Source organism: Sutcliffiella horikoshii (assembly GCF_002157855.1).
In the GTDB taxonomy this organism is placed as follows: domain Bacteria; phylum Bacillota; class Bacilli; order Bacillales; family Bacillaceae_I; genus Sutcliffiella_A; species Sutcliffiella_A horikoshii_C.
Map to the genome: position 1 here is coordinate 2,481,196 of NZ_CP020880.1, position 16,863 is coordinate 2,498,058.

The 16,863-nt window shown below is 41.8% G+C and carries 16 protein-coding genes; all 16 read right to left on the reverse strand.

Annotated elements, in window-relative coordinates:
- Window positions 1-167 precede the first annotated feature (167 nt).
- Entirely contained in the window at window positions 168-704 is a 537-nt protein-coding gene (locus tag B4U37_RS12760) for a ReoY family proteolytic degradation factor (RefSeq protein ID WP_010193676.1), read from the reverse strand.
- Window positions 705-736: 32 nt separating this feature from the next.
- A complete protein-coding gene (locus B4U37_RS12765) occupies window positions 737-1,996 on the reverse strand; it encodes a tetratricopeptide repeat protein (protein ID WP_088018538.1) in 1,260 nt (419 codons plus the stop codon).
- 44 nt (window positions 1,997-2,040) lie between these two features.
- Entirely contained in the window at window positions 2,041-2,952 is a 912-nt protein-coding gene (locus tag B4U37_RS12770) for a hypothetical protein (protein WP_088018539.1), read from the reverse strand.
- A 434-nt stretch (window positions 2,953-3,386) separates the two neighbouring features.
- A complete protein-coding gene (aroA, locus tag B4U37_RS12775) occupies window positions 3,387-4,685 on the reverse strand; it encodes a 3-phosphoshikimate 1-carboxyvinyltransferase (RefSeq protein ID WP_029326375.1) in 1,299 nt (432 codons plus the stop codon).
- Window positions 4,686-4,695: 10 nt separating this feature from the next.
- On the reverse strand, window positions 4,696-5,808 hold the full coding sequence (locus B4U37_RS12780) for a prephenate dehydrogenase (RefSeq protein ID WP_010193671.1): 1,113 nt from the start codon (window positions 5,806-5,808) through the stop codon (window positions 4,696-4,698).
- Between the two features lie 57 nt (window positions 5,809-5,865).
- Entirely contained in the window at window positions 5,866-6,960 is a 1,095-nt protein-coding gene (gene hisC, locus B4U37_RS12785; RefSeq protein WP_088018540.1) for a histidinol-phosphate transaminase, read from the reverse strand.
- 9 nt (window positions 6,961-6,969) lie between these two features.
- Window positions 6,970-7,776 (reverse strand): tryptophan synthase subunit alpha, encoded by an 807-nt coding sequence (gene trpA, locus B4U37_RS12790; protein ID WP_088018541.1) that lies wholly within the window; start codon window positions 7,774-7,776, stop codon window positions 6,970-6,972.
- Entirely contained in the window at window positions 7,773-8,972 is a 1,200-nt protein-coding gene (gene trpB, locus B4U37_RS12795; protein ID WP_088018542.1) for a tryptophan synthase subunit beta, read from the reverse strand. Before trpB ends, trpA begins: the two co-directional genes overlap by 4 nt.
- Entirely contained in the window at window positions 8,947-9,612 is a 666-nt protein-coding gene (locus tag B4U37_RS12800) for a phosphoribosylanthranilate isomerase (protein WP_157663780.1), read from the reverse strand. The genes trpB and B4U37_RS12800 overlap by 26 nt, the downstream gene beginning before the upstream one ends.
- Window positions 9,605-10,369, reverse strand: coding sequence for an indole-3-glycerol phosphate synthase TrpC (gene trpC / locus B4U37_RS12805; protein WP_010193664.1), 765 nt, complete (start codon window positions 10,367-10,369; stop codon window positions 9,605-9,607). The genes B4U37_RS12800 and trpC overlap by 8 nt, the downstream gene beginning before the upstream one ends.
- On the reverse strand, window positions 10,359-11,384 hold the full coding sequence (trpD, locus tag B4U37_RS12810) for an anthranilate phosphoribosyltransferase (RefSeq protein ID WP_088018544.1): 1,026 nt from the start codon (window positions 11,382-11,384) through the stop codon (window positions 10,359-10,361). The genes trpC and trpD overlap by 11 nt, the downstream gene beginning before the upstream one ends.
- Window positions 11,377-12,891 (reverse strand): anthranilate synthase component I, encoded by a 1,515-nt coding sequence (trpE, locus tag B4U37_RS12815; protein ID WP_088018545.1) that lies wholly within the window; start codon window positions 12,889-12,891, stop codon window positions 11,377-11,379. Before trpE ends, trpD begins: the two co-directional genes overlap by 8 nt.
- Window positions 12,892-13,181: 290 nt before the next feature.
- Complete coding sequence (gene aroH, locus B4U37_RS12820; RefSeq protein WP_088018546.1) at window positions 13,182-13,562, reverse strand: chorismate mutase; 381 nt, start codon at window positions 13,560-13,562, stop codon at window positions 13,182-13,184.
- A gap of 15 nt (window positions 13,563-13,577) precedes the next feature.
- On the reverse strand, window positions 13,578-14,672 hold the full coding sequence (gene aroB, locus B4U37_RS12825) for a 3-dehydroquinate synthase (RefSeq protein WP_088018547.1): 1,095 nt from the start codon (window positions 14,670-14,672) through the stop codon (window positions 13,578-13,580).
- A complete protein-coding gene (gene aroC / locus B4U37_RS12830; protein WP_010193655.1) occupies window positions 14,656-15,828 on the reverse strand; it encodes a chorismate synthase in 1,173 nt (390 codons plus the stop codon). Before aroC ends, aroB begins: the two co-directional genes overlap by 17 nt.
- 218 nt (window positions 15,829-16,046) lie before the next feature.
- The gene (locus tag B4U37_RS12835; protein WP_088018548.1) at window positions 16,047-16,829 is read right to left on the reverse strand and encodes a CheR family methyltransferase; all 783 of its coding nucleotides are present in this window, start codon (window positions 16,827-16,829) and stop codon (window positions 16,047-16,049) included.
- Window positions 16,830-16,863: the final 34 nt, after the last annotated feature.

Genomic DNA, 16,863 nt, shown 5'->3' on the forward strand with positions numbered 1-16,863 from the left:
GTGTTTCCACCTGACTCACGTCTTCATAACGACGATGAGGACTTCTCTTCTCCTTTTTCCTCCTCACTCATGTCTTCAACCTAACAATCAAGAATAACCCTGAAGACTATTCTAATATTTTTCCATCATTAAAAAACCCCCAACACTTATGTTGGAGGTGAAGAATTCTATAATCTTTTCAACTGACCTGTAAGTTTACGAAACGCCTCTTCATCTTGCCGGTCCAACGCTTCATCAATTAATTTCAACAGCTTCTCTTTTTGAAAGGTGTAAATGGATTCTTCTAGCATCCTTTCTGCTAAGATCCGATCCTTTTCATTGATTTGGGGCTGTTTAGGCATAAACGGATTATCTTCAAGCACCGCAGCGTATTGTGGGGAATGATAGACTGACCGGAAATTTAATTGTATATAAATATCCTCATCACGATTAAGCCTGATGTCATGGAAGGATTTTTCGGCGTCCGTCGTCATGACATTTTCCTTATAGAATCTGAATGGAACTTCTTCTACACAATGGGTTGACATGATAATTCCCCGTGGACAGAACTGGGCTTGCTCGACAAAGTGAACTTTCTTCATCAACTGGTCATGACTCATTAAATAGTTTAAAATCCATACACATTCACGTCTTTTTAACTGATAGTTTCCTAAGAACCACCTTATAAAGTCCTTCTTCTCGTTGACAGATACAGGGGTAGCCACAACTATCGTCCCTCCTCTGCGTAGAATATATCCTACTCTTGTAAATTTAAATACAGATCTTGCAATTCTATGTTGGTTGGGTCAAGTTGTATTAGTTTTTCAAAAAGCGGCTTTGCTTCTTCTCGTTTCCCTTCCTCCAATAGGAAGTGTGCATAATCGTAAAGGAAGCTGCTGTCATCTTTAAAAGAAGTATATGCTTGACGGTAATGATTTAATGCATCAGAATATTTTTCGGTTTGTTGATAGGCAACAGCTAGGTCCCAATCATATTGCGGATCTGACTCTCCAAAGTTAATGAGTTCATTTAGGCAGTCTATAACATCTTCATAGCGCTCTTCCTGCAAGAAGATTTTCGTTAAAGTTAAGGCTGCTTCCACATATCCAGGATCGATGGCAATGGCTTCCCTAAGTAACCTTTCTGCCTCTTGTACATTCTGCTGTTTCATTGCCACTTTGGCTCCGTACACTTGCAGTTCTTTGTTATATTCATTAACCGCTAATCCTTCTTTTGCAACACGCAAGCTGTCTTCTAACAATCCTTCGTGTTCATATGCTTTTGCAAGATACAAGTAAAGAGAGGAGTATTCATAATCCATTTCTTTTACCTGATTAAGTTTTTCGATACTCGTCTTGAAATATCCTGCCTGAAAAGCGGTAAATCCGTATTGAAATAATACGTCAATTTTCAACTCTTTCTGCAAAGCCTGGTCGAAATAAGGCATCGCTTCTTCAAATTGACCTGTTGCACTGTAACATTCAGCTAGTCTTTCTTGCAGGGAGAACTCAATCTCACCTGCATGCGGAAGGACTGATTCATAAAATGGAATGGCTTTTTTATAGTCACCTTGAGATAGATACACTTCCCCTAAAGCAAGGCTGATAATTGGTTCATTTGGTGCAAGTTTTTTGGCAGCAAGTAATTTCTGCTCACTGACCTCAAATAGTCCCTGTGCCTGATACAGGTCTGCAAGAAGAAGCAGAGACTGAATATAGACCTCATCATCTTCCGCTATGTTTTCTAATAACCCCATCGCTTCATCTTCTTCATCAAGGTCAATGTGGACTTCAGCCAGTGAAATAATAAGGTCAGACTCATTCGGAAACTGGTATAGGAGGTTTTGGTAAAGTTGTTTGGCGTCTTCAAGCATGCCAAGTTGCTGATAGATCTGGGCAGTTTGAAACAAATCCTCTTCTCCACATTTTGATTCGTTTTCTTTCAGGATAGTAAGACCCTGTTCTATGTCCCCGTTATCTATTAGTTCTAGAGCTTTATCAATTACTGTGTAAGACAAAATACTACTTCCCTTCGTTTTTAAAATCCGAAATCACATCTTCTTCAAATCTTTTCAGAGAGTAAGAAATGGCCTGGAATGGTTACTGTACATTCTTCTCCAAAGCCTGGACGAAATAAAACCTCGTCTCCCGCTTTGATAACCGTTCCTTTTTGAACTGTAACTTCTGGAATATGACTATCATAATCCAGATTTTCAATAGTTTCAATAATATGGCCTTCTGGTGACAAATAGAGATTATAGTCTAATTCTCCACCGACCCTCAAATCTCCTTTAGACGGGTAGATACCAATTTTCATTAATAGATCCAAATCAAGAGGACTCCCTTGTTCTGGACACTCGGTGGCATGTGTTAATTTTTCTTCTTTCATGATTAGTTTCCACTCTTTTTTCTTCTTGTTTTTTTTGGATGGAGAAATGTTTTGCCAGCACGGCAGAAATGTTACCGGAAATTGATACAAGGCATCTTTTATCCACCCCCATGGGACGGAGGAGAGTTCAGTTGTATCATCCATCTGCAAAAAGATAGCAGAAATCTTATAACGCCTGCATTGTCTCACAAAAGAAGGTGTGAGTTTATGGAAGGGAATTCTTACCGCAAAATAATAATCAATCGGACTATTTAATAAGAAAGTTCTCGCTCTCTTCAATGTTTGCAATAATTCTTTTTCACGTTGAACGGTAATAAGAGAAAGAAGGGTTGTACAGCCTTTTTTCAAATAGTTCTCGGTGATGAACTGTTTAAACTGCGGAAACGGCATTTGTTCAAGGTTATCAACCAGCATAACATGTCCGGGTGTCAGCACATAAGAGGAGATATCCATTCTCATGGATCTTGAATTAGCAAAAGAGCTTTCTTTCATGTAATGGATTTTGCTATCTTTCACTAGCAGATTGGTATGGAGGAGTGTTGATTTGTTTTTAACTACATTGGCAGCTTCTATTATATATTCCATAGCATCCCCCTCTTGTAATGTTCTTAAAACAAGCTATGCTTCTGGATGGGAGAATATGCTTTGGATGCGATGTTTTAGGGCATGGAAAAAGTTAGGTTTGCTAGTTGAAGGTCGGGAGTAAGAACTATTAATCAATGTTGCATACCCCCTAGTGGTATCCAACCTCATAATCGGGCGATATTTCGAATTTACGGGCGATTTTCAGCATCATCAGGCGATAATTTCATTTTACGGGCGATTTTTAAGACTAATCGGGCGATAATCTAAATTTACGGGCGAAAATGAAATTTCACAGGCTAAACGAGTCCCCCATCCTTCGGAAAACTAGTGATATACCCCCTCTTAGCCAACCAACGACCCTCAATGTTCAAAGCTACTAAGTACAACAAACTAAAAGTGGCCCATCCCAATGGATGGACCCACTCAACTAAAATTCAACCTCTTCTCAAACTCTCCATATGCTCAAAGAAGCTCGGGTAAGAAACATTGATTGCCTTATCATTTTGAAGAACTGTCTCGCCTTCTGCAATGAGACTCGCAACGGCCCCCATCATACCGATACGGTGATCCCCGTAGCTATCAAGCGTGCAGCCATGCAACCTTATTTTTCCCTTGATAATCATTCCGTCCTCTGTTGCCTCAATGTCTGCCCCAAGCTTTTTCAGCTCATTAACAACCGTATCAATGCGGTTAGTTTCCTTCACCTTCAGCTCTTCTGCATCCTTGATTACCGTTGTTCCTTCAGCCTGGGTAGCCATCAAAGCGATGATAGGCACTTCATCAATCAGCCGTGGGATGATATCTCCGCCAATTTCAACACCTTTAAGATCAGAAGACTCAACGGTAATATCGGCATAAGGTTCCGGTCCATCCTCTATCACATTAGAGTAGGAAAGACTTGCCCCCATATTTTTCAACACCTCTAAAATCCCAGTACGAGTAGGATTCAACCCTACCCTCTCCAGTGTGATTCTACTACCGGGCACAATCGCACCAGCCACCAGGAAAAACGCTGCAGAAGAAATATCTCCAGGAACAACAATATGCAGATCGGACACCAGCTTCTGCCCACCAACCAAGCTTACCTTTCCGCCTTCCTCTTCTTTTACTTCCACACCAAACGCACGAAGCATTCTTTCTGTATGATCCCTGGATTTAAACGGTTCACTAACAGAGGTTACTCCTTCAGCCTGCAAACCCGCCAACAGAATGGCAGACTTCACTTGGGCGCTTGCGACAGGTGACACGTAATCAAGACCACGTAAGCCGCCTCCTTGAATAGAGATCGGCGTGAAATTGCCATCTTGGTTCCCTTGTATTCTTGCCCCCATATCACGTAATGGAACCGTCACCCGTTTCATTGGTCGTTTGGCGATAGACTCGTCCCCTATCAAGACAGAGTGTATTGGCAAACCGGAGAGGATCCCCATCATCAGTCGCGCTGTTGTTCCGGAATTCCCGACATCCAATATTTCTGATGACTCTCGAAGTCCCTTCAATCCGTTTCCATATACCGTCACATTGGAGCCATTCTGTTCTATCTTCACTCCAAGCTTGGAGAAACAACTGATTGTACTTAGGCAGTCATCACCTGGGAGGAAATTCTCCACTGTCGTTTTGCCTTTCGCCATAGACCCAAACATGACAGAACGATGGGAAATAGATTTATCTCCAGGGATTTGAATGGTTCCTTTTAATCCACTTGCGGTACCTGTAAGTTTTTTCATTTTCACTCTCTCCTAACTAGACAATATAGGTTTCATACATGGTGTGTTTGCGTAGGCAATCTTCAGCAGATTGGCGATCTTCTTCAGATTGGAAGCTTAGTCTCAGCACTCCATAAATTTCTTCTCTTGTTTCCATGATTCGGATATTGGTAATGCTTATGTTTTCTTGTGCAAGTATACCGGTAATTTCAGAAATGATACCAGGATAGTCAGGCACATCTACATATAAATCGTAAAATGAGGGAATGGCTCCCTTGGACTTTACGGGCAGGCCGTCACGGAATTCCTTAGCCTTGCTAAAATACTCTAGCAAAAAAGCTTCGTTATCCTGTGACAAATGATCCCTCACCACTTCCATTTGCTCCATCCATTGATCTAAAAGTGTTAAGATAGTGGCTTTATTATGTATTAAAATGTCTTTCCACATGGTTGGGTTACTTGAGGCGATCCTTGTGATATCCCTAAATCCGCCAGCTGCGAGTCTTGAGACAAACGGATTAGTAGACTGCATGTCCTCCGCCTGATGAACAAGACCTGCTGCGACCACATGAGGAAAATGACTGATGACTCCGGCAACCAGATCATGTTCTTTAGCAGACATGGTGATAAAGTTCGCCTTTGTTCCGGCAAGCCACATTTTGGTTAAGGCCACTTCTTTAGGATTTGCATCCTCTTTGAATGGAGTAAGTACATAAAAAGCATTTTCAAAAAGGTGGCTTTTGGCAGCAATCACCCCGCTTTTATGGGAACCTGCCATGGGATGTCCCCCTATGAATGTAACATTATCCTGGGGGAAAAGGGTAGCGGCTAAAGTTGTAATGCTATTTTTCGTACTTCCTACATCGGTAATCACAACTTGTGGTTTCGAAAATGTAATCCCGCTTAAATGTTTTAACACTTCATTTGCCTGCATGACAGGTACAGAAATGACAATAAAATCTGCATCCCTTGCTTCTGCATCATAGTTTTCACAAAAATCGTCGATAACTTTTAACGACTTTGCTAATTTTGCCTGTTGTACATGAATATCGTATCCCATTATATAGGCATTTGGATGTTCTTTTTTTATCGCAAGGGCTATGGACCCTCCGATCAGCCCTAGTCCGATCACCAACACTTTCCCGTTCACTACACTTCACCGCCTGATGTCTTTATATATGTAAATAGAGAGGATATCTCCTCTCTATCAAATAGCTTGCTTCATTTTATATTCTTTCAAGTAAGAGATGATTTCTGCGTTTTGATCTTTTGTTCCGACTGTAATACGTAAACAAGTCGGATAACCTAAAGCTTTTCCTGAGCGGACAATATACCCTTTTTTCATTAAGTATTGAAACAATACATCGGAGTCAGTCTGAAAGTCTATTAAGATGAAGTTCCCTTCAGAAGGATAATAAGCAAGCTTCATTTCATCGCAGAATGCGTAATATTGCTCTAAACCTTCTTTATTTTTTGATACACAATCTTTAATAAAAGATTGGTCTCCTACTGCAGCCTTTGCAGCGACTTGAGCCAGGGAGTTCGTGTTAAAAGGTTCCCTTGCCGGTTCGATGAGACGAATAAGCTTTTCATTCGCAATTCCATATCCGATTCGAAAACTTGCAAGGCCGTAAGCTTTCGAGAATGTACGGGTAATCATAAGGTTTGGGTAGTCTTTTAACAGATTCACCGTTACAGGATAGTCCTCTGATGTGACATACTCCTTGTATGCTTCATCCACAACAACTAAAGTGCTGCTAGGGACTTTCTTAATAAATTCTAGAAGCAACTCTTCCTTGATATACGTTCCTGTAGGGTTATTCGGACTGCATAACCAAACGATCGCTGTATTCTCATCAATGGAGTTAAGCATTTCGTCAAGCTGGTGATAACCATCTTTTAATGGAATTTCTCGAACTTCTGCCCCTTCTATAATGGCGTTGTGCTTGTATTGTGGGAATGAAGGAGTTGGCATAACAGTATTTTTCCCAGGTTTTAATAGTGCTCGGCAAACAATTTGAATGACCTCATCAGAACCATTTCCGAAAATAAGCTCTTTTTCTCCTACACCAGTTTGAACTGCAAGTACTTCTCGCAAGTCTCTTGCATAACCATCAGGGTATGTTGCGGACTTGCTAAGCTGTGCTATCAATGCCTCTTGTACAGCCGGAGAGCAGCCATAAGGATTCTCGTTGGAAGCGAGTTTCACTATTTTGTCTAACCCTAATTCCCTCTTCACTTCTTCCATTGTTTTACCAGGTTGATATGGGGTTAAGTTAAGCAGTTGTTCTTTAATATCCATCTTCAACAATCACCTTTCTGCTAAAAGTGGAGAAATAAGCTCCTCTATTTGTTCTTTTAATTCATGCAATGTTTTTTCTTCATCAACTTTAAATTGCTTTTCTTTTTGTTCAATCATTTTTATGAGTGCACTCCCCACCACAAAGCCATCACAATATGGTTTTAAGGTTTGTATGTGTTCACTCTCTGAAATTCCGAATCCTACTGCAGTCGGAACGTTGCTTTTCTTTTTCACTTCATCAAGAAAAGCGTATAACTCCTCCGAAAATTCCTTACGCACTCCTGTCACGCCAAGGGATGAGATACAATATAGAAATCCTTGGGCGTGTTCCGTGATCGTATTCATCCGATCTTTAGAAGTTGGGGCAACAAGCGATATATACGTAATAGCATGTTCGCTGCATTTCTCTCGTATGCGCCCACTCTCTTCGTACGGAAGGTCAGGAATAAGGAGCCCATCAACCTGATTTTGCTTCGCTAAAGCGAAAAAGGATTCTTCTCCTAATTGTAACACAGGATTGAAATACGTAAAGAGTATGATCGGAATTTTCAGTCCTCTTCTTCTCATTTCTCCTGCAAGCTCCATGGTGCTCGTTATGGTTGTTTTATGAGCCAAAGCCCGCTTAGAAGCACGTTGTATGACAGGTCCATCGGCTAACGGATCGGAGTACGGGACTCCAAGCTCTAGCACGGATGCGCCCGCTTCTTCTAAAAGGAGGGCCAGCTTTATCGTCAATTCCGGTGTAGGGTCTCCAGACATGATAAATGGAATAAACAGCTTGTCATGTTTTGGTAATCTCTCTAGGTACGTTGTCATTCTACTGTCCCCTCCATTCTATTCATTAATGTATGCACGTCTTTGTCGCCCCGCCCCGATAAACAAACAAGGACCGTTTGATCACTTGGCATCTTTGCCGCTTCTTTATACGCAGTTGCCAGAGCGTGTGCAGACTCGATTGCCGGGATGATGCCTTCTTCCTTTGCAAGTATATGAAGGGCCTCCAATGCTTCCTCATCCGTCACACTTTGGTACTCCACTCTGTTGCTGTCTTTCAAATAGGCATGCTCAGGGCCGATACCTGGGTAATCAAGGCCTGCTGAAATGGAATATGGTTCAATGATCTGGCCGTGCTCATCTTGAATAAGATAAGTCAGCGATCCATGAATGACTCCTTTTGTCCCTTTCGTTAAGGTAGCAGCATGAAGGGGTGTATCGATACCTTTTCCTGCAGCTTCCACACCGATAAGTTTTACTGCATCGTCCACAAATGGCGCAAACATTCCAATTGCATTGGAGCCTCCTCCTACACAGGCTACGATTTTGTCTGGCAAACCGCCTTCTCTTTCTTGGAACTGTCTCTTTGATTCTTCCCCGATCACTCGTTGAAATTCCCTTACCATATATGGATACGGATGGGGACCAACAACCGAGCCAATCATATAAAAATGGTCTTCACAATGCTGCACCCAGTAGCGAATAGCTTCATTGGTGGCATCTTTTAGCGTTTTATTGCCGCTTGTAGCAGGTATTACTTCTGCTCCCAGTAATTTCATACGAAAAACGTTTAGCGCTTGCCGCTCAATGTCCTCTTCCCCCATGAACACCTTGCACTCCAGTCCAAACTTGGCAGCAACCGTTGCGGCTGCTACTCCATGTTGTCCTGCCCCTGTTTCTGCGATAATCTTCTTTTTGCCCAAGCGCTTAGCAAGTAATGCCTGGCCAATGGCGTTATTTATTTTATGTGCGCCAGTATGATTCAGATCTTCTCTCTTTAAGTAAATCTTCGCTCCACCAATACGACTTGAAAGTTTTTCAGCGTATGTCAACGCTGTCGGTCTGCCGGAATACTCCTTCAAATAATAATGATAGTCTTCTAGAAAGTTTGGATCTTTCAATGCCTCTTGTAAGCCTTGTTCTAATTCTTCCAACGGCAGCATCAATGTTTCAGGCACATACTTGCCCCCGAACTCTCCAAATCTACCGAAGCTATCTGGTGTTTGTACGTTTGTCATGTTCCCTCACCATTCTTTCTATCAGATTCATTTTTTCTTCACTTTTAGCAAAATTCTCTTCTATTCCACTTGATAGATCGATTCCTTGTGGAGAAAAGGGTAACAACTCTTGTAAGGTCTCTACATTTATCCCGCCAGCAATCAAATATGGAATATCATTTTCACACGAAACCTTGTCATAAAGCGGGATATGCCCCCAATTGAAGCTTGTTCCCGTCCCACCGTACTGATTGCCGACCTTCTTATCTACCACAAAACCATCTATCGTTCCAAGGAAAGGTTTTAATTTATCTACAGTAGATTCATCTTCATGGTGGATTACTTTCCAGATATCCACATCACTCTCTGCCTTCAAGTCTTTTATAAAAGTCAGGTCCTCATCTCCGTGACACTGAACGACATCGAGCGGAACAGTGCGGATAGCATGAAGGATGAACTCTTTACTTTGATTGACAAAGATTCCTACAAGCCGCTTGTTCCGAGGATGAACAAGCGCTACCCATTGTGCCACCTGATCGGGTGTTACCTGGCGCTTACTCCTCGCAAAAACGAAGCCTAGATAATCTGCGTCGGTCTTTACAGATGCCTCATAATCTTCCAAGCTTTTGTTGCCACAGAATTTCACCTTCGTTTTAAACACGTTCAAGCTCTCCAAATAATCTTCTTACTCCGATCCCTGGGGTTTGGTCTTTCATGAACGCTTCCCCAACCAGCACGGCTTTTGCACCAAACTCTTTTACTTGGCGCAGGTCCTCTGCAGTCAGTATGCCGCTTTCACTCACAAGCAAGGAAGAGCTTGGTATGTGAGCTGAGAGTTCCTTGGTCGTTTGAATATCTGTTTCAAAGGTTGCTAGATTTCTATTATTGACTCCAATGATCTTTGGAGTGATTGTTTGCAGGAGTTGTGACAACCTATCCAGGCTGTGCACTTCCACCAGTACATCTAAGCCTAAATCTGTTGCTTGTTTATATAATGCTGCCAGTTTTTTATCGGTAAGAATTTCCGCTATCAACAAAATCGCATCTGCTCCAATACGGGCACTTTCCTCAACTTGAATCGGATCTATAATAAAATCTTTTCTCAGTACAGGAAGGCTTGTTGTTTCCTTTACCATCATCAAATCGTGTTTTGAACCTTTAAAATAGGTCTGATCTGTGAGGACGGATATCGCATCCACTCCAACTTTTTCATATTCCGCTCCAATATCGATAGGAGCAAAGCTTTCTTTTAAGATCCCCTTTGATGGGGAAGCCTTTTTCATTTCTGCTATCACGCCTATATGACGCTTGGGATTGGCAAGTGCCTCGTAAAAGGAGTAACGCTGTACCTGTTTCTGGGAAGGAAGCGTTAAATTTTTTACTTCCACCTTTTTCGTCTCGACAATATTAGTTAACATGTTCCGTCACCCCTGCCTTCTTTAGTTGCTGTAATAGTTCGTACGGTTTATTTTCCTCAATTAATTGGAGGGCAAGCTCTACACCCTTATGGATCGTATCGGTAATTCCTGATACATACAGAGCCGCACCAGCATTCAAACAAACGATATTTCGTGCATTTTCATTGCTTTTGTTTTGAAAAATCTGTTTGATAAGATGGGCACTCTGCAAACTGTTACATACCTGAATGTCTTCCAGTCGGCCTCGTTCAAACCCAAAATCCTCTGGAGCTATCGTATAAGAGGATATTTTTCCGTTTTTCACTTCCACCACATGCGTGCTTGCAGTAATCGTAATTTCATCTAACCCATCTTCCCCAGCTACAATCAATACATGTTCGGAGCCGAGCTCATTTAACACTTCTGCCATCTTATATGCATAATCGGCCGAAAACACCCCGATTACTTGTTTTTTACAACGAACAGGATTGGCTAAAGGACCAAGCAGATTAAAGATAGTCCGGAAACCGATTTCCTTTCTAGGAGCGACCGCATGCTTCATTGCCTCGTGATAGATAGGGGCAAATAGAAAGCTCATTCCGTTTACTTGAAGGTTTTCCGTCGCTTCTTCTAATGTTTGTTGGACAGGAAGTTGCAACTGTTCCAACACATCCGCACTACCACTGGAAGAAGAAACTGCCCGATTTCCATGTTTGGCTACTTTTGCCCCGCCGCTTGCCGCCACAATTGCAGAAGCTGTAGAAATATTGAAGGTAGAGGCGCCATCTCCTCCTGTACCGCATGTGTCTATTAAATGAGGGTGCGTATAAGATATTGGCTTCATGTGGCCTCGCATCGCTTTTGTGAAACCCAACATCTCATCAAAGCTCTCCCCGCGGAATCTGAGGATAGAGATGAAACTTGCAATCTGACTGGAGGTGACTTCCCCTTTCATCATTAGATCCATCGCACTTTCCGCTTCTTCTGCTGTAAGGTTCGCTCCATCTATTAATTTTGTTAAATAGGCTTTAAACATAGCTGCAAGACCCTCCCGTCTTTTTTGCAAAATATTTATTTGCTTGTTGGATTGTTTCAATTAATGCTGAGGCTTTATTTACCGTTTCTTTATATTCCAGTTCTGGAACAGAATCTGCCACGACACCAGCACCTGCCTGCACATAAAAGCTGTTGCCGCGTTTTTGAATGGTCCGGATGGTAATGCAAGAATCAATGTTTCCGTCAAAACCGATATAACAAATAGCTCCTGCGTATGTGTTTCTTACTGTCGGCTCAAGCTCTTGCAGGATCTGCATCGCCCTTACCTTTGGTGCGCCGGAAACTGTTCCAGCAGGAAAAGCTGCAAGTAATGCTTCTACAGGTGTGTAGCTTGGAGCAAGTTCTGCCTTCACAATCGAAATAAGGTGCATCACCCTTGAAAAATAAACAAGCTCTTTTATGACCGGCGTATGGACGGATCCATATTTGGCGACCCTTCCTAAATCGTTTCGCGCAAGATCGACAAGCATATAATGTTCGGCCTGTTCTTTTTCATCTTGCATTAGGTCTTTTGCAAGCTGCTGGTCTGCCTCTTCCGTTTTTCCTCTTTTTCTCGTACCGGCAATCGGATGAATCTCTAACTTCTTATCCTGAATTTGTATTAACCTCTCGGGAGAACTTCCTATCAGTTCCATTTCGTCATATTTAAGATAAAACAAGTAAGGAGAGGGATTTTGCCTTCTTAGCACTCGGTAAACATCAAATCCTTCCATGTCAGCTTCCAACTCAAAACGCTGGGAAAGGACACATTGAAAGATGTCACCTGTTTGGATATATTTTTTAATCTTTTCTACATGTTCAATGAATCTCTCTTTTGTGTAATTAGACTGAACAGGAAGCTCCGCCTTTTCATTATCTGCTTCCACAAGAGGGTCGCTTTCTTGTCGTTTTCTTATTAGAGACACTTTTTCAAGAATTGATTGTTTTGCCTGATTAAATCTATCCTGTAGTTCTTTTTCATTTTCCTCTCCATCTAAACGAATATAATGAATAAAATGTAATTCATTTTCCTTATGATCACATACGACTATATCCTCGCAATACAATAGATTTGCTGTGTGTTCTCCTCCGTAAGATGGGTGCATTGGCACTTTTTCGATTGTCGGGATAAAATCATAACTTAGATAGCCAACTGCTCCCCCTGTAAATCCTACCTTTTTTTCCAGGAGCTTTACTTGCAGTAGTTTGTTAGCTTGTTGGATGACTTCATTCAATTCATTTGATTGAAAGAGGATGTGGTTGGTCTTTTCTTCCCGTAAAGAAATGGTGGTATCCTCAGCTGTTATCTTCAAAAATGGATTCAATCCAATAAAAGAATACCTTGCCCAGTCTGATTTGGGCTCTTTACTTTCTAATAGATAGACCGCTTCTTTTCGTAAAGCCTGAAAGATAGAAACGGGTGTTAACGTGTCTTCAAAAAAACTTTCCATAATGGGAATGGTTTTATAATGTTTGCTTGCATGTAGGAATTCTGCAAACTGTTGCATCTGATCTCCTCCATTTTCACGTAATGGAGAATGAGTTTGTAACGAGGCGTTACAGAATGAGGAAAAACAAAAACCCAAAGACAGAGGATAGTCTTTGGGTAGATTTATAGAATACATTCTAACCTCAGCTAATCTCGACTCATTCTCAGCTATTCTCTTCTCAACTCGGCTCAATAATAAAAATATTGGTTTTGGTCTTACTCTTTGGCTCTATAGCCCTCAACTTGTTACTCTCTAAACTAATCTCTAAACTGTTTTGTTACTTGTAAGTACTATATGATAGAAGATTGCTAATTGTCAACCGATAAAGTTTTTGCAAGGTCCGGTCGTAAGCTTACCGCATCATGCAAGTAAATATGCTGAATGTTCTTTTGCGCGACTTCTGTGTTGACAGTCATCATAATTCTAATACAGGAAGGCAGTGAGTTCGGTACAGCAATCTCTTTCGTACACATGACAGGGACATAATCCCAGCCTTCAAGATTTCGGAGCGCTTTGGCCGGGAAACATGCCGTGATATCTGCTGTTACAGAAATAAGAACTTGCGCGACATCTTCGGCCACAATGTTGTTCGCTTCAATCATGTTTGTTAATAATTCTTCTGTTTTACAGATGATTTCTTTTTCAGAATTCTCCAGTATGGTTGTTGCGCCTCTTACACCACGAATCACCGAATTCCCCCTTTTTTAATAAAATTCTTGTAACGTTTCTAGTATGAGTTCATCTGATACGGTACGCAATTCTACATTTCCTACTGACTGTATCAATACCATATGTATATGACTGTTCTGTGTTTTTTTGTCTTTTTTCATCCAACCTAACAGTTCTTCTGGGGATACAGATGATCTAATCTTTGTTGGAAAACCGTAACGGTTCCACGATTCTATCAAGTCAGCGGTTAGATTAAGGTTGGCATTCAGCTTTTCACTTAATCTTGTCGCAAAAAGCATCCCAAGCGCTACCCCGTCTCCATGCGTTATTTTTCCATATCCATAAGCAGCTTCAAGAGCATGACCTAATGTATGACCAAAATTCAAGATCGCCCGCAAGCCTGTCTCTTTTTCATCATTGGATACGACTTCCGCTTTGATTTTAATTCCGTTTTCCAAGCATACAAGCAGCCGCTCTTCTGTTAGGTCGGCCAGACTTTTAATGTTTTCTTTTATCCAATGATAGAATGCTTCGTCCCAGATAAGGGAATGCTTCACCACTTCGGCAAAGCCTGAGCGCATTTCACTATCAGGCAGGCTCTTTAAAAAATCCACGTCATATATAACCGCTTCGGGCTGATAAAAGGAGCCAATCATATTCTTCCCGAGCGGATGATTGATGGCAACCTTCCCTCCGACTGCACTGTCATGGGCAAGGAGTGTGGTAGGAACTTGAATGAATTTGATTCCCCTCATAAAGGTCGAGGCAACAAACCCCGCAATGTCACCGACCACACCCCCACCAAGAGCGATGATGGCAGAATGGCGGTCCAATCCATTTTCAAGCGCAAATGTCTGAATGGCATAATAATTCTCAAATGACTTGGCTTCTTCCCCATTAGGAAGTACATAAGAATGGACGGTAAAGCGTTGCGTTAAACTTAAGACTATTTCAGAAAGGTACAGGTCAGCAACTAGATCATCTGTCACAATAAGCACCTTACTTGGTTTCTTTTCAAAAGATCCAAGTAACCGTGGCAGTTGTTCTATTACTCCTTTTCCTAAAAATACAGGATACTCCTTTGAATCAGTCTGAACGACAACCTGTTTGCTGTTAAAATTTTGCGGCATGTTCTCGCATCCTTTGAACATTTTCCTTAATAAGGTCCATTCTGTCCTGTCCGAACTGTTCTACGATCGCTTGAGCGATTTCCCATGCGACCACTGCTTCCGCCACCACGCTTGCCGCTGGTACCGCACAACTGTCGGACCGTTCAATGCTAGCCTGGAAGGGCTCTTTTGTATCAATATCAACGCTTTGAAGCGGCTTGTATAGAGTAGGAATTGGTTTCATGACACCTCTTACCACAATCGGCATCCCGGTCGTCATGCCGCCTTCAAAACCTCCAAGGTTATTGGATAGACGGTAATAGCCGCGTTCCTCGCTCCAGGCAATCTCATCATGAACCTTACTGCCAGGAAGGCTGGCTGCTTGGAACCCAACGCCAAACTCCACACCTTTGAAAGCATTGATGCTCATAATGGATGCTGCAACCTTTGCATCTAACTTTCGATCATAATGCACGTAACTTCCTACCCCAGCAGGTACGCCCTCGACAATGACCTCGACGATACCGCCAATAGAATCTCCGTTCTCTTTGGCTGTGTCAATCGCATCCATCATCTGTTGCTCTACTTTTTTATCGTAGCAACGAACTGGAGAAGCTTCAGTTTGCGCTTTTAAGTCATCAAGATTTGAAATAGACTGTGGCTCCGCTTTCACGCCACCGATTTCCGTTACATGTCCTGCAACCTTTATACCTAGTTCAGCGAGGAATTTTCTTGCAACAGCACCTGCTGCTACCCTTACTGTCGTTTCCCTTGCGGAAGAACGCTCTAGGACATTTCTCATATCACGGTGACCGTATTTAATCGCACCGTTTAAATCAGCGTGTCCAGGTCGGGGTTTTGTTACCTTGCGCTTCACCTCTTCTTGATCTTCTTGGGAAAGGGGCTCTATCCCCATAATTTTTGTCCAATGCTTCCAATCATCATTTGTTACTGCCAAAGTTATGGGAGAACCTAACGTTTGACCATGACGAACTCCACTTAGAATATCTACGGTATCCTTTTCTATTTGCATTCTTCGGCCACGGCCATGCCCCTTCTGTCTTCTTGCCAGATCATCATTAATGTCCTCGACAGTCAGTGGCAGCCCAGCTGGGACACCTTCCAATATGGTTGTCAATTGCGGTCCATGAGACTCGCCAGCAGTCAAATATCTCATCGTCATCAGCCTCTCCTTTATCTCTTTAAAGCTTTTAAGCATGTAAGTGAAATTAATTATGTAATACTATAACACAAGTGTAGCGGATTGTTCTAGTAAAAAAAAGCAGGTTGTGGGGGAAACGGGGGCAGATTGCGTGGTTTAAAATTTTTCTATTAGACAGTTTGGACGTTTTCCATTGTTGTTCGGGCGTATAGAAGCACATAGACAATCTTACGTTATACCTTCCTGTAAAAAAATGTGTCGACTACTTCAAAACCGTACTTTGCTGGCTGGAAGATTTGTTCGGTACTTCCTACAAACAGAATGCCGCCCTTTTTTAAAGCATTACTGAATTTGTGGTAAAGCTGCTCTTTTGCTTCCTCGGTAAAATAAATAAGGACGTTGCGGCAGACAATCAAATCGTGGCCAGTTTCAAACGGGTCCGATAGTAGATTTAGTCTTTTATAAATCACCGTATTCTTTATTTCATCTTTAACCTTATAAAAACTATCTTGCTTGGTGAAATACTTATTTCTTACTCCAACAGGGACTTCTTGCAGCGATCGTTCCTGGTATGTTGCGAGCTTTGCCCTTGCAATGACGTTTGAGTCAATATCGGTAGCTTTTATTTTCACATCTTTTAATGTCAGGAAATTGCTTAGGACCATGGAGAGTGTATACGGCTCCTCTCCTGTCGAACATGCAGCGCTCCAAACCTTCGGACTTTTGTTTTCTTTAATCATGTCAGGAAGAATCTTTTTCTCTAAAATCTCCCAACGTTTGTAATTACGATAAAACTCAGAAACATTTATGGTCATTCGATCAAGAAATTCGAAAAGTTCTTCCCGATTTTGATCAAGAAGTCTGTAATATTCATTAAAATTCTTCAGGCCCTTTTTTTCGTAGAGTGAAGTCAGCCTTCTTTTCATCTGCCCTTCTTTATACAATGCCAGGTCAATGCCTGTTTTCCTTTTTATTTGTTCAATAAACTGATTGTAATCGTCCCTCATGCTATTCATCTACTTTCTCTCTATATCTGTAATTTTAGTATAG

Coding starts and splice junctions, on each gene's coding strand:
- aroC (WP_010193655.1), bottom strand. CDS start 15,828: ATGAGATATTTGACTGCTGGCGAGTCTCATGGACCGCAATTGACAACC.
- trpC (WP_010193664.1), bottom strand. CDS start 10,369: ATGTTAACTAATATTGTCGAGACGAAAAAGGTGGAAGTAAAAAATTTA.
- aroB (WP_088018547.1), bottom strand. CDS start 14,672: ATGCCGCAAAATTTTAACAGCAAACAGGTTGTCGTTCAGACTGATTCA.
- trpD (WP_088018544.1), bottom strand. CDS start 11,384: ATGTTTAAAGCCTATTTAACAAAATTAATAGATGGAGCGAACCTTACA.
- trpB (WP_088018542.1), bottom strand. CDS start 8,972: ATGACAAACGTACAAACACCAGATAGCTTCGGTAGATTTGGAGAGTTC.
- B4U37_RS12770 (WP_088018539.1), bottom strand. CDS start 2,952: ATGGAATATATAATAGAAGCTGCCAATGTAGTTAAAAACAAATCAACA.
- trpA (WP_088018541.1), bottom strand. CDS start 7,776: ATGACAACGTACCTAGAGAGATTACCAAAACATGACAAGCTGTTTATT.
- hisC (WP_088018540.1), bottom strand. CDS start 6,960: ATGGATATTAAAGAACAACTGCTTAACTTAACCCCATATCAACCTGGT.
- trpE (WP_088018545.1), bottom strand. CDS start 12,891: ATGCAACAGTTTGCAGAATTCCTACATGCAAGCAAACATTATAAAACC.
- B4U37_RS12835 (WP_088018548.1), bottom strand. CDS start 16,829: ATGAATAGCATGAGGGACGATTACAATCAGTTTATTGAACAAATAAAA.